Below are 12,751 nucleotides of genomic sequence, written 5' to 3'. Positions count from 1 at the left end.
CAGACGATTTTTTCTTTTATAAGATTTTCTAGCAGTAATGAACTAATACGTTTAAATTCTTCAAAAAGATGTTCATTTTCCTGATTCTTATTATAAAATTCCGCAAATGCAAACGCGCAAAACAGTGCATCAAATACCTCAGTAATTTTTTTCCACCTCCATTATTGTAAACAATTGAATAAAAAGGATGTGAGGCATTTATTGATACTTTGAAACTATTTCCATGTTTACTTACTATTTTCCACAACTGATGCTTCTCAAAATGTGCTGATTCAATTTCAAAATCCTTAATTGATCCATGACTTAGAAAATCATGCATGTTTGTGGAAGCCTGCAAATAAGTGTTGCCTTTACCTGCTTGTTTTGTTACTGTTGCGACATTACCATTCTTACTATCCGGAATTGAGGCTCTCATTGCAACAGACGTCAATACTTCCATCGACACACGTGCAATTGTATCCTCCCGATTTCGAAAATTATTCTTTACAACAACCCCATCTTCAGACTTTTTATATTTGGCTTTTGCCTTTTTGACTACATAGGGATTTACTATTTCCTTTAAATGATGAAACAGTTGCTCTGGTAATTGAACCCTTGATTTATTGACTGTTATCCTGAACAAGCTATCTAACTCAGGGTCAATGTCTATTGAAATTCTCGCAAGCTTATCGTGTTCATCCTTTGCTTTGGTTCCATGCCAACCTCCAAATCTGATTAGTCTGTCAGCCCGATATATATAATAACCCTGACCATCGTTCCACGGCAATAGTCCTTTCCCTTCCTTCCAGGCGTCTTCTGTAGAAAATCCCTCTTTTGTTGGTAAAATATAAGCGGAAATTTTCACAGGGGTTCGGAAACCTGTGAACTTTACTTTCGAATGATCTGGCGTCAAACTAAGTTCCAATGTATTCTTTTCGCTGCGGCAATAAGGATCCCAGGGAACTAAATTTTCGCCATTTAATTCTATGTGCACTTTGCCATACTTCGCTTTACCCTCCAGAAATCGGTGATACACCATTCGCAAGTGAAGTTTAAGCTGCTCTTTCAGTTTGAAAACATAGTTTCTTGCCAGCTTCTCGCTACTATACGACTCTATTTCCTGATCAATCCATTGAAGATCTTCCCAAAGTACGATAGTACCACAACTACCAATTGTCAATCCTCGGGATTGTAACAATTTATTAATTTCTGACTGATTTAGTTGTAGTAATTGCCATCCGGAATTTTTAATGTGCCGGATATCCCATCGAAATGCAGTAATCTGGGATCGCCTCTTCTTTGATATTACGGTTAAAACGTTACAATGACTTAGGGATGCTGTTTTCATACCCATTCCAAACTTACCCAAATCCTGTTCATTATATTCTGCTTCTGCCCCCAAGCGCATTGCTTCCTCAAGTTCGGCTTCGTTCATTCCGCAACCGTCATCTTGAATAATGCAAGTTAACCTAGCGTTTTCGTTAACATCAAAAAACACCTGAATGTTCTTTCCACCTGTCTTTTCCGATATCGAGTTATCAATAACATCGGCGACTGAAGAATTTAGGTCATACCCAAGGCTTCGCAAGGCTTCAAACGTTCTTGGGGCATTTGGAATACTAGTTACATTTTTCATTCATCGGGATTAAATATTCTTGAAACAATCTTTGAAATTTTATTTGCCAATAATGGTGGAACAGCATTACCTACTTGTGTAAATTGTGAGGTTCGGGGTCCGCAGAAAAAATAATTGTCCGGGAATGTCTGGATCCGGGCGGCTTCGCGCACTGTAAAACTCCTGCATTGTTTCGGATCAGGATGTATATAATAATGACCGTCCTTGGAGATATGGCTAGTTATTGTCTTTGCGGGTTTATTATGAAGCTGAACTCTAAACCTATCGGCAAACTTCTGTTCTTCAATTCCCTCATCAACATTTTCATGTTCAGGCAACAATGCAGCTGGAAAATCTACCAGTTTAGGTGATCTTTTTTTAGTTTTCGCAAAACAGGATGCAAAGAAATACCGATGTAAGTCACTTGACATATGGCCACGTGAGGCATGGTTACAAACGCCACCCAAATTTTCATCTGAAAACCAAGCGTGCTCATAATCAATCCGAGAATCGTACGGGATGTACTCAGCGCCTGTTCCTTTTTGAGGCAATGCAATACCCTCTAGCTGTTTGGCAATTTCCGCTTTTACATCCCCGGATACTCCTGTTAGCAATGCACGTGATTTTATTCCATTAATAACGTTTCTCCAATGTTCTCCACTATTTTCTTCCTTTGATAAGCCGCTTCTTAACTTAGGTAATCCTTCCAGTACGCGGGAAATTGGCACTTCAGCTTGGGCAGTAAGAATTTCCGGAATAATGTCGATATCACGTCTCACTCCAAGTAAAATCACCCTATGACGGGTTTGCGGAACCCCAAACTTTTCTGCATAAATAAGGAAATCCTTCTGTTGTAATATAGGATTTCTTTCTAAATCGAATCCAGATGGCTTTACAGTCAGTGAATACACTCGATATCCCGGACAAGTTATTACCCGGTCGTTACCGAAATCGGTCCTATATGCTTCTGCTGGATTAGATAAATCAGCCAATATTCTGGACAATACAGGACTCTCCGCAGTTTTAGCTGAAAGCAGTCCCTTAACATTTTCCATAACAAAAACGGAGGGATTATGAATTGCCAATATTCGTAAATACTGCTTATACAACCCTACCCGTTCATCTGTTTGTGCATTTAGAATTTTTTCCTGCCTTCTTGAACGGCCAACTACAGAATATGCCTGACATGGAGGACCTCCTATCAGCAACCAATCACTAACACCCCCAAGTGCCTCTCCGATCCTCTTATCAACTTCTTTATTGGATACGGCACCTTTGCTTTCTCCTAATGTGGCGCACCACGCCTCTTTTTTAGCATTCTCAAACTCCACTGGATACTTTTCCTCCAGTTCATACAGCTTAATTTCTCCTCTGACAAACTGATAATACTCTGCAGGCACCTGCCCTACAGAAAACTGTCTGAAAAAACTTCTTAATGTCAATGTCTTATGCGCCTGAGCTTCTTTCTCAACTGAAAGGGCTATCTCAAAAACCCTTTCACCATTTCTGTTCAATAACGCACTAAATCCTTCTCCAAGCCCACCGGGTCCGGCAAAAATATCAATTACTGGTATTGGCAATTTTTCTAATATTAATCGAATTAATCTAAATCCATTTTTATTTGCAACAGCCGTCTTGCTATTTCGGCTAATGTTTCCTCTTGGCGCTCCTTTTTAAGTGCACATTCATAGATAACAATGACATTCCAACCTTCCTCTCTTAATCTTCCCTCATGTATCATATCCAACGTTCTATTTCTGTTGATTTTCTCCATCCACCATTCCGTTCTTGTTTTTGGGATTACAAAGTAACGACAATGCTCGTGACCATGCCAAAAACAACCATGTACAAAAATTACAGTTTTATACTTCGGAAGAACCAGATCGGGTTTGCCTGGCAAATTTCTGACATGCAGTTTGAATCTGAACCCCTTTGAAAATAAGAATTTCCGCACCAGCAGCTCCGGCTTCGTGTTCTTGCTGCCAATTCGACTCATATTGTAGCTCCTAATCTGAGCATTATGAACATCAGTCATCTAACATCGGAAAGTTTTAATGCTATTGAAGGGATTTGCATTTCGGATCAAATTAATAAAATTTATCACCTATGATAAAGCCCAAATTAGTCCCGAATAGCTAAAATATGATTTTAGGTTAAATAAACATGCACCTAACAAAAAACCCCGGCCACAGGGCTCCCCCCATGGCCGGTCGAATCCTAAAGACTAAAAAACAAAATCCTACAACCCCTGGTACACAAAATTATAGTACGGGAACGCCCCGCCCGTAATACCGTTCTGGTAAATGGACGTCACCTGCATCTTCCAGAGCGTAGCGCCCACCTTGATCAGCAGCGTTCTGCCCGCAACCGGGGTAACGGTATGGCCGGTGCTCCAGCCATAGGTATACCATCCTTTTCCGTTCGCATACGCCGAAACACCGGGAGGTACGCCCGTGCCCGTCACGTTGTTCATGCCGATCACGTTGCTGCCTGCTGGTGAAGGGCCAGGCAGTGTGCCCAATGCCCAATCCGCCGCCACAACGGTGGCAAACGATTTGTCGATGAACTTGATGGAATCTTTCGGGATAATATCCCCCGTGGCGATGCCCGTAAACTTCACTTCCAGCGTGGAAGGGGTGCCGGCTTCGTTCACGGAAAAACGCCAGTAAAAATTGCCGTCCGCAGGCTGGCCCGGGCCAGTGCTGTAGGCTTGCTTGAAATTGGTCACCGTATACAGCGATCCGCTGCGCGCGATGGTGCCCGACGTTACACCCGGCCCGGTAATGGCCTGGCTCGTACCGTCAGGAATGGTCACGGCCACGCCGAGGCTCCCGGCCGGAATGCGGGAAGTTTCAGGGGCCGCCACGTCACTGTTTTTCGAACAGGACGCAAGGAACAATGCAGCGGCGAGCAGGCCGCCGGCAGGACGAAGGGTTTTCTTCATGGTAATCATAGCGATGATTGGGTTTGTGGGTGAAACAATATTGAAAAGGGTGTAATGTGCGTCAGGGCGTAACGGTGAACTTCACGAAACCGGTCACTTCCACATAGTTCTTCCGGTTGCCGTTCCAGCTCCACCAGCCGGAAAAATCGGTGATCCGCAGCCGGATCCCCAGCGCGCCGGGACCCCAGTCGCCGAATTGATACGTCCCGGCCGGGAAATCAACGGGAATACGGTAAGTGGCAGACGTGGCCGTGCTGCTCACCAGTGTGAGGTTGGTAATCGGCTTCTCGTTGTAATTTTCATCGTAAGTATAAGCCACGGCTTCTTTGAGGTCGAAGTAATTTTGCCCGGCGAAGGTGATCGTTTCGCCGCGCTTCACCGTCACGTCGGCATCCAGCCCCGCGGGCCTGGGCTTCTCGCTGTCGGGATACAGCACGCCGAACACGTAGTTTTCCGTGGTGCGGGATTGCGTGCCGCTGACGATGCGCACTTTGTAGGCACCGGGCTTCACACCTGCCACGGGTACCTTGATCCGCATATTGGGAACGCCGTTGTGCGGCTTGAAGAATTCAATATCGAGCTTCGTGGCTGTACCGGGCGTATCAATGATGTAGAGGCTGGTTTTCGTAACGTCTGGCTCGAAATACCGCATGGACGATCCGATGTCCACCACACATTCCCCTCCGCGGACCGCCACATAGGAACCGGTTTCATCGATCTGGATGGGCGCCTGGTTCATCACCACCTTCAAATAATATTTCTTCTCCAGCCCGCTTTGCGCTTTGACGGTATACGCCGTCCCCGTTTGGAAAGGAACAGCCGCACCAGACGCCGGGCGCACGACAGCCCCGTCAGACACGGCAATTACCGGTTGAATAGACGACGGCGCCGGCAGGTAAGACGGCCAATAAACCACGATACTGTCTCCCGACATGGCCGCCAACATCATTTCGCCGCCCGCTTCCACCGTAAATCCTGCGATCCGGGCGTGGGGCGACGGCGCCTGCTCGGTTTCCTTCCTGCACCCGGCCAGCAACAGGCCGATGCTCATGATATATGCGATTCTCATTTTTACTGTTTGTTGATTCGGATGGGATATTGCAATGTTTTCACGCGGCCATAAACATACACCCGCAGGCGATACAACCCTGTGGCCGGGAGCACGTCCAGCAAGGGTTTGAGCTGCCCAGACAGGTCGAGGTAGGGGCTCACCTGGTACAGGCTTCCCAAATGCGTGGTCGACAACAGGAATGCCGGCAGCTCTTTCCCCGATTCATCCACCGGCGCCACGCGCATCAATTCATTATTCTCGAGGAAACCCGTCCCTTTCAGGTAAATGACGAAATTGGAATATTGATCTTTCGTGTTGATGGTATACTCCCGGATATCGTCCACCGTGCTCAGTTCTTCCAGCGTAACATCGGGCTGCTGGGTGCGGATGAGGAGTTTGTATTCGCGCTTGCTGCCGTCTTTCGCCGTCACGGTATACGCGATATTGCGATTGGTGCGGATGGCGCCGAAAACATCTTCCACCAATGTGCCGGAAGCGGGAGAAATGGTGGCGCCCACAGGCAGCATGATCGCCGGTTCCAGGATGGTCAGCTGCCGATAGGAAGGCAGGTAAAGGGTGATGGTACCGTCGCGGTCGGAAATGGCCGCTTCGATTGGATCGCCCTGGACGTTGGTGATCCGGAACGACTCGATGCGGTTCGCCGGCTCGGGCGCGGCGTCGATCGTTTCCGTCCTGGTACAGGCAAAAAGCCCGCCCGTCAGTAAAAGGGAATAGATGTATTTCATGGGATGTTTAAGTTGGTGGAACCATCCATCTGGATAGAATAACGGAACGTGATGTAACCGGGCTTGTGGGTGCGGTCGGGGCTCGCCGGACTGTCTTTGTAAATGCTTTCCATGATGAGTTTGGCGTACCGCCCTTTGTGGGTTTTGACGATCATCACGCGCGGCATCGTATACACGACGTGCGCCTTCTGTGGATTACCGGGGAAGAGGCTTCCGTAGAAATCATAATACCCCCAGCCATCGAACCCGCCGAGGAAATGATCGAGCCCGATGTCGCGCGTAACGAACCGAAGGCCCGTCGGCACGGCGGTCACTTTATTATACGCCTCGCTCCACAACGCAGCGGGAATGGGGAGTTTCGTCGGTTTGAAATTAATGGTATCATAATACGCCACGTCGAACTTGCGGTCCACGATCACGGCGATCTCCGCCTTTCCCGGTCCGCCGAACCCCGGCGAGCCCACGGCGTTCCCGTTATTGGGATAAACGCTGGAATTGTAAATACCGTAAAACACGATGTCCCAATTCCCGGTCTGCCGCTGCGAAGCGGGGATCACCCTGTTCTCTTCGAGGCTGTAATAGAGGGAAACCGCGTCTCCGGCGGATGTGGCGTTGGTATCTGCCACGAGGTTCACAACGCGGTAGGTACCCGTTTTCACCGGGTTGCCGCCGCTGCCGCCCGGCTCTTCGGGCTTCGGGGGCGCGTCGTCTTTGGAACAGGCCGCCAGCAACACTATCGCCAGCAGGCTCAGCAGTTTTGTTTTCATGGTTTCGTTAGTTGGAAGTGTTCAGCCGGCGGCTCCCGTCGGTCTGCACGAAATATTTAAAAGTGAGGTAGGGCGCGGGCCAGAAAAGGTCCGTCACCACAGGAGGATTGCCTTTGTAAATATTGAGCAAAGCCAGTTTGGCGTACTTTCCGTCGGCCGTCCGCAATACGAACGTGCGGTTTTTGACCGGCACGCAAATGTGATTGCTGAGAGAATAGAAGAACCAGCCGTACCCGTTCCCGCTATCCCAACCCACGCCGTGAACGCCGTTATTCTCGAATGTTTCGTCAGACGGCGCTTCGGTAACCTGGTCGTACGGCTTCTCGACGATGACCATCGCGCCTTTGCCCGGCCCGCCCGACCCGGGCGTTCCGGTAAAGGTGCCGTTGTTCACCACCACGTAGGAATTGTATTCCTGCGTAAACGCGATGTCCCAATCCGTATTCTTCAGATATTGGATGGAATCGGCTTTCGATTTGATGAGCCGCGATTGTTTGGTGGAAAAGCTGAAAATGAGTGACTGGAAAGGCCGTTGTTCCTTTCCCTCTTCCGGCTCCCCCACGGAAGCGCCGGTATCGGCCTGCAGGTCGGAAATGAGGGTGCTGGCCGGGCCCTTGGGAGTGGGCTTGTCGTCGCCGTCTTTACCGCAGGCGGCAAGCAGAACGCCCGCCAATATGATCAATATTCGTAATTTCATTGGTCTGTGGTTAGGCTGCAAAATTGAGGGCAGCTGCTGACCACTTCGGGAAAAAGACCAACCTATTCAGGAATTCCGGGAATGTTCCGTTTCGGGTAAGCGAAATTCCGCGGGAGGTGCGTGACAATCCGATGACACCCGTATCTTTATGACGTTAAACTGACAAATCATGATAAACCACTACGTTGCCATCAACTACATCACCTGCAACGACGATTTCAAGGATCGTTTCGAGCAGTTATTCGCCAGCCGCGCCCATGCGATAGATACCATGCCCGGTTTCGTCAACATGCACGTGCTGCGCCCGGAGAAAGCGGGAGACGCCTACCTGATCGTCAGCTATTGGGAAACGGAACAGGCTTTCCGCGACTGGATGAAATCCCCGGCATTCACCGCAGGCCACCAGCGCGGGTTCGACGAGCTGGCCAAAGCCAAAGCGGAGGGGCGCCCGGCTCCTATGTCCAGCGACTTCAAGATTTACCGCATCATCAGCGAATAAGCGAACATGAAAGCACCCAACAAGGAGGCCATCCTGAAATGGCTGAAAAGACTGGGCTTCTGGGGATTCGTTTTCTTCCTCGTGAAGGGTCTCGTTTGGCTCGCCATCTTTTACTGGCTGGCCACCTGAGCCGGTACTTTCCGCAACTGCCGGAACGCCGCGTGGCGGAGGATCCCCATTGCCTCCGTTTCGCGGCTTTCCCATTTCCGGGTCAGCCTTTGATCCGCCCCGGCGCGTAGCCGAAATATTTTTTGAACGCCCGCGTGAAATGCGCGGTATGCTTGTAACCCGACAGGTACGCCACTTCAGAGACCTGCTTTCCCTGCCCCAGCAATTCCCGCGCATGCGCCATCTTGATACCCTGCAGATAACCGTACACGGTAGTGCCGAACACCTGTTTGAAATGACTTTTCAGATAGGCGTCGTTCGTGCCCACCTGGTGCGCGAGGTCGATCAGCGTACAAGGGCTGTGGATGTTCGACGCGATGATTTCCCGGGCCAGGTGCATCCTTTCCACATCTTCTTTCCGGAGCGACCGCGTGTTTTCGCTGGGGCGAACGCCGGCCATCTGCTCGTATTGCGCCAATTGGATGGCCAGCAGCTCGATGGTTTTCGCTTTCAGGAACAGTTGCTTGTAACGCCCTTCCAGCGGGCAATGCAGCATATCGTACAGGATCGTGCTGATGGATGATTGCAGCGGAAGGTTCACGGCGCTGATGGCCGCGGCCTCGTTCCGTTCGATACTGCCGGAAAAAACCGGGTAAAGCGGATGTTCCTGCGGCATGGCCTGCAACACCAGGTCGGGGCTCACGCCCAGTTCGAAGATCTCCAGCTGCTCATGGGCGGGCCATTGCATGTGGATGTCGTCTTCGGGGAAGAAAAGGTAGTTGTATTGATGGCGGTCCAGCGATGCGAGCTTGCCCGTTCCGCCGTGAGCGGAATAGCTTTTGGTGCCGCTGACCGTGTAACTCATCTGGAAAAACGGCGTGGTGTTGCGGATAACGATCTCGCCGGCATTGCGCGAGCGGAGATTGTAATACCCGAAATTGATCCCGTCCGGGCTCAGCATTTCGAACACGGAGCCGGTGTGGCCGTCTTCCGCGAGCTCGCGGCGGCGTTCACGGAACTGGCCGGTGTTGCGGATGTCGAACCGGCAGGATGGGATGATATGTACGGGTTGTGCAGGCAAATGGAGAATTGGCTGGATCCCGCAATATTAAACCATCCTGCCAGGAAAATGGCCCGCAATCGGGAACGGCCAATGATCGGATCGGGAAAACCCGCGTGGTTGCGCCATTCTTCGATGTTGAATTTCCGGATATGGTAAAACTTTTTCCGGGGATGAGCGAAAAACCTCCGCCCCGGGTAACCCTTTCTCCGCCGCCGGTCAATCTTCAGCCCGACCTTTGCGCACGATATGCCTATTCAGCGATCCCTCCTGCTCCCGTTCCTCCTGGCATGCGCCGCCGCAGCCGCACAGGGCCCGCGCGCCGACTCCACGCCGGCCGTGCGCACGCTGCGTACCCACGAAGTCACGGAAAACTCCCACCGCAAATCGGACGATCTCATCACCATCGGCCGGCAAACCGCGCCTACGCTCGTTATTTCCCGCCAATCCATTCAACTGGCGGGCAGCCGCCGGCTCGATGAAGTGCTGCGCGAACAGACCGGCATGGCCATCGTCCCCGATCTCGGGAGCGGCAACCGCAGCGTGGGGATCCAGTTGCAGGGGTTCAGTTCGGAATATGTGCTCATCCTGATCGACGGGCAACCCATGACGGGGCGACTCGCGGGCAATTTCGACCTTTCGCGCATCGGTGTGGGCGATGTGGAACGGATCGAAGTGATCAAAGGAGCGGCGAGCAGTTTATACGGCTCGGAAGCACTGGGCGGCGTCATCAACATCATCACCCGCCAGGCGGTCCGGAAAGCACAAGCCACGGCAGGCCTCCGGTCCGGGACATACCGGACCACGGATGCGAACGCCAGCGCGGAGGCTCCCTTCAAACACAATAAAGGCTTCGTTTCCCTTTCGGGTAACTTTTACAAAACGGACGGCTTCAACGCCAACTCCCAATACCTCAAGGCAGGGAAAACTTCTCCGCCATACACGAGCTTTTCCGGCCAGGCACGCGGCCAGTGGCGGTTCAGCGACCGCACCTCGCTGCAGGCGCGCGTGCGGGCGGCCGGCAGAACGTCGGACATGTTCCGGTCGTACGGCGCGCAACCATTCAACGACCACCTCCGCGAGCAAGACCTCAACGCCGGCCTGAACCTTCGCCACCAGGCATCGCCCGGCACCACGCTGCTGGCCAGGTATTACTACACGGGTTACGATACCCGCCAAACCGTGACGCTCCAGGAAAACGGGCGCATCCTCCAGGAAAACGATTTCTTCCAGCAGATACACCGGCTGGAAGTGCAGGCGGAAACCCGGCCGGATAAGCTGCCGGTCACGTTTCTCGGCGGCATGGGCGGCGACAGGCAATCGTACCGCAATACGGGATCGGACATCCGGAATATCATGAGCGGATATTTCGCATACCTGCAGGGCGAATTCGCTTCCACCGAAACATTCCGGCTCACGGCAGGCCTCCGGTACGATGGCAACTCCGACTACGGTGGACGGCTGAACCTCAGCGCCGGCGCGCGATACAGCCCTACCAGCTGGCTTTCGCTGCGCGCTTCCCTGGGCAATGGTTTCAAACCGCCGACCTACGCGCAGATGTACCAGGTGTTTACCAACATCCAGCAAGGCTATACGGTGATCGGGGCGCATAATTTCGCGGAAAAAGCCGCGCAACTGAAAGCCGCCGGCACCATCGCGCAAATCTGGGACAACGCGTCGGAGGTCAGGCACCTGGAGCCCGAAACCTCCACGTCCGTCAACGCCGGCATTACGGTGAACACGGGAAGCAGGATGGAATGGCAGGCCGGCGCTTTCCATCACCGGTTAAAAAATCTCATCAATACCGAACAGGTCGGCATCATGCGGAACGGCCAGCAATTGTTTTCCTACATCAACATCGACCGGGTGGTGATGCGGGGCGTGGAAGCGGGATGGAAATTCTCCATCACGCCAAACCTGCAATTATCCGCCGGCTACCAGCTGCTGGACGCACGCAATCCGGCCGTAACCGACTCCATCCGCCAGAAATCCCAACGCTACAAATCCGTGCGCACGCCAGACGGCATCCGCGCTGCTACTACGAAAGACTATTTCGGATTGCCCAACCGCAGCCGCCACATGGGCAGCCTGCAGGCTTCGTGGGCACATCCGCGCTGGGGGCTCGGCGCTTCATTTCGTGGAACTTACAGAGGCAAATACGGCTTCCTGGATGTCGACAACAATGGATATATCGATCAATACGACGTGTTCGTGAAAGGATATACGTTATTATACTTCAGCGTACAGAAAACGCTGCTGCAGAAAAGGCTTACACTCCATGTGAGCGCCGATAACCTCACCGGTTATACGGATTACCTGATGCCATCGCAGCCCGGCCGTGTGTTCATGGCCGGCGCTGAGTGGCATTTCTTCCGGAAAAAAGACAAAAACTGATCATTGCAAAGCGGGCGCGCTCTCCGTTGCCACCTCCGCACGGGAGCTGCTCCCCGCCGTTGCTGCAGGAACTTCTTTCCGCCGTTTGCCATGCATGAGGTGTAGCGTCAATGCCGTGAAAATTACGCCGCCGGCAATGTTGCCCAGCGTTACGGGAATCTGGTTCAGCCACCACCATTGGCCCACGGAAACCGGCGCGCCCATGAAAATACCCGCCGGGATCACGAACATGTTCACCACCGCGTGCTCGAAACCCTGCGCAAAGAAGATAAAGATCGGCAACCAGGCCGCCAGGATCTTACCCAGTGTGGAACTGGACGTCATGGCCATCACCACGCCCAGCGTCACCATCCAGTTACACAAAATCCCTTTCACAAAAACCGTCATCATCCCGGCAGCGCCGAATTGCCCGTAGCCGGTGGTTTTGGCCACGGCGATATTGGAAATCATTTTTCCCAGCGCACCGCCGTCCACATTCCCGAACTGCGTGAGCGACGCCCAGAAAAGCCCTGCGTACAGCAATCCACCGGCGAGATTGGCGAGGTACACGATCGCCCAGTTTTTGCCGAGCTGCTTCAGGGAAATTTGTCCGGCGAACCAGGAAAGCGACATCACCGCAAAGTTCCCCGTCACCAGTTCATACCCCAGCAATACCACGATGATGAAACATGCGGGAAAGATGGCCGCGCCGATGAGCGGGAGGCTCGTTTGCACGGTGGCCGTGAGCGCGAAGGTGGTGCCGAAACCGAGGATCGCACCGGAAAGGATGCCTTTCACGATCATGTCGGTCGTGCTCATGCGGGTTTTGTCGATACCGGCCTGGATCATGGCGCCGGCTACTTCGGCAGGTTTTTTATAGTCCATTGTAGAAGATTTAAGGTGATGAAAAAT

13 protein-coding genes are annotated in these 12,751 nt (G+C 52.0%); 3 read left to right on the top strand and 10 right to left on the bottom strand.

The features are described 5' to 3' along the window. Window positions 1-28: 28 nt before the first annotated feature. The 8 genes from WJU22_RS05790 to WJU22_RS05755 all read right to left on the bottom strand — a co-directional run bounded on the left by WJU22_RS05790 (window position 29) and on the right by WJU22_RS05755 (window position 7,799). The gene (locus tag WJU22_RS05790) at window positions 29-1,615 is read right to left on the bottom strand and encodes an ATP-binding protein (protein WP_341842312.1); all 1,587 of its coding nucleotides are present in this window, start codon (window positions 1,613-1,615) and stop codon (window positions 29-31) included. After that, window positions 1,612-3,174, bottom strand: a complete 1,563-nt coding sequence (locus WJU22_RS05785; RefSeq protein ID WP_341842311.1) for a DNA (cytosine-5-)-methyltransferase — start codon at window positions 3,172-3,174, stop codon at window positions 1,612-1,614. Before WJU22_RS05785 ends, WJU22_RS05790 begins: the two co-directional genes overlap by 4 nt. A 20-nt stretch (window positions 3,175-3,194) precedes the next feature. Further along, on the bottom strand, window positions 3,195-3,629 hold the full coding sequence (locus WJU22_RS05780) for a DNA mismatch endonuclease Vsr (RefSeq protein WP_341842310.1): 435 nt from the start codon (window positions 3,627-3,629) through the stop codon (window positions 3,195-3,197). A gap of 204 nt (window positions 3,630-3,833) precedes the next feature. Beyond that, window positions 3,834-4,547, bottom strand: coding sequence for a hypothetical protein (locus tag WJU22_RS05775; protein ID WP_341842309.1), 714 nt, complete (start codon window positions 4,545-4,547; stop codon window positions 3,834-3,836). 52 nt (window positions 4,548-4,599) lie between these two features. Then, window positions 4,600-5,607, bottom strand: a complete 1,008-nt coding sequence (locus tag WJU22_RS05770; protein ID WP_341842308.1) for a hypothetical protein — start codon at window positions 5,605-5,607, stop codon at window positions 4,600-4,602. Window positions 5,608-5,609: 2 nt separating this feature from the next. Next, window positions 5,610-6,335: a hypothetical protein gene (locus WJU22_RS05765; RefSeq protein WP_341842307.1), complete on the bottom strand. Its 726-nt coding sequence runs from the start codon at window positions 6,333-6,335 to the stop codon at window positions 5,610-5,612. Continuing rightward, window positions 6,332-7,102, bottom strand: coding sequence for an HmuY family protein (locus tag WJU22_RS05760; RefSeq protein ID WP_341842306.1), 771 nt, complete (start codon window positions 7,100-7,102; stop codon window positions 6,332-6,334). Before WJU22_RS05760 ends, WJU22_RS05765 begins: the two co-directional genes overlap by 4 nt. Before the next feature lie 7 nt (window positions 7,103-7,109). Continuing rightward, entirely contained in the window at window positions 7,110-7,799 is a 690-nt protein-coding gene (locus tag WJU22_RS05755; protein ID WP_341842305.1) for an HmuY family protein, read from the bottom strand. Between the two features lie 169 nt (window positions 7,800-7,968). On the opposite strand from WJU22_RS05755, the gene WJU22_RS05750 reads away from it, so the two are divergent. Continuing rightward, window positions 7,969-8,298 carry an antibiotic biosynthesis monooxygenase gene (locus WJU22_RS05750; protein WP_341842304.1) on the top strand — a complete coding sequence of 110 codons (330 nt, stop codon included), beginning with the start codon at window positions 7,969-7,971 and terminating at the stop codon, window positions 8,296-8,298. Window positions 8,299-8,304: 6 nt separating this feature from the next. Continuing rightward, on the top strand, window positions 8,305-8,427 hold the full coding sequence (locus WJU22_RS05745; RefSeq protein ID WP_341838629.1) for an alanyl-tRNA synthetase: 123 nt from the start codon (window positions 8,305-8,307) through the stop codon (window positions 8,425-8,427). Window positions 8,428-8,509: 82 nt separating this feature from the next. Here the strand turns inward: WJU22_RS05745 and WJU22_RS05740 are convergent, their stop codons facing one another. Continuing rightward, window positions 8,510-9,487, bottom strand: a complete 978-nt coding sequence (locus WJU22_RS05740) for an AraC family transcriptional regulator (protein ID WP_341842303.1) — start codon at window positions 9,485-9,487, stop codon at window positions 8,510-8,512. A 228-nt stretch (window positions 9,488-9,715) separates the two neighbouring features. On the opposite strand from WJU22_RS05740, the gene WJU22_RS05735 reads away from it, so the two are divergent. Beyond that, complete coding sequence (locus WJU22_RS05735; protein WP_341842302.1) at window positions 9,716-11,860, top strand: TonB-dependent receptor; 2,145 nt, start codon at window positions 9,716-9,718, stop codon at window positions 11,858-11,860. On the opposite strand, the gene WJU22_RS05730 is transcribed toward WJU22_RS05735, so the two are convergent. Beyond that, window positions 11,861-12,724: a formate/nitrite transporter family protein gene (locus WJU22_RS05730; RefSeq protein WP_341842301.1), complete on the bottom strand. Its 864-nt coding sequence runs from the start codon at window positions 12,722-12,724 to the stop codon at window positions 11,861-11,863. Window positions 12,725-12,751 lie beyond the last annotated feature (27 nt).

The sequence above is a fragment of the Chitinophaga caseinilytica genome (assembly GCF_038396765.1).
In the GTDB taxonomy this organism is placed as follows: domain Bacteria; phylum Bacteroidota; class Bacteroidia; order Chitinophagales; family Chitinophagaceae; genus Chitinophaga; species Chitinophaga caseinilytica.
Note: the sequence above shows the minus strand (reverse complement) of the source record. Positions and strands in the feature narration are given on the sequence as shown.

Bases quoted from the DNA above. Each gene is read 5' to 3' on its own strand.
- WJU22_RS05765 (WP_341842307.1), bottom strand. From the start codon at position 6,335: ATGAAATACATCTATTCCCTTTTACTGACGGGCGGGCTTTTTGCCTGT.
- WJU22_RS05780 (WP_341842310.1), bottom strand. From the start codon at position 3,629: ATGACTGATGTTCATAATGCTCAGATTAGGAGCTACAATATGAGTCGA.
- WJU22_RS05790 (WP_341842312.1), bottom strand. From the start codon at position 1,615: ATGAAAAATGTAACTAGTATTCCAAATGCCCCAAGAACGTTTGAAGCC.
- WJU22_RS05760 (WP_341842306.1), bottom strand. From the start codon at position 7,102: ATGAAAACAAAACTGCTGAGCCTGCTGGCGATAGTGTTGCTGGCGGCC.
- WJU22_RS05735 (WP_341842302.1), top strand. From the start codon at position 9,716: ATGCCTATTCAGCGATCCCTCCTGCTCCCGTTCCTCCTGGCATGCGCC.
- WJU22_RS05775 (WP_341842309.1), bottom strand. From the start codon at position 4,547: ATGATTACCATGAAGAAAACCCTTCGTCCTGCCGGCGGCCTGCTCGCC.
- WJU22_RS05770 (WP_341842308.1), bottom strand. From the start codon at position 5,607: ATGAGAATCGCATATATCATGAGCATCGGCCTGTTGCTGGCCGGGTGC.
- WJU22_RS05730 (WP_341842301.1), bottom strand. From the start codon at position 12,724: ATGGACTATAAAAAACCTGCCGAAGTAGCCGGCGCCATGATCCAGGCC.
- WJU22_RS05750 (WP_341842304.1), top strand. From the start codon at position 7,969: ATGATAAACCACTACGTTGCCATCAACTACATCACCTGCAACGACGAT.
- WJU22_RS05755 (WP_341842305.1), bottom strand. From the start codon at position 7,799: ATGAAATTACGAATATTGATCATATTGGCGGGCGTTCTGCTTGCCGCC.
- WJU22_RS05745 (WP_341838629.1), top strand. From the start codon at position 8,305: ATGAAAGCACCCAACAAGGAGGCCATCCTGAAATGGCTGAAAAGACTG.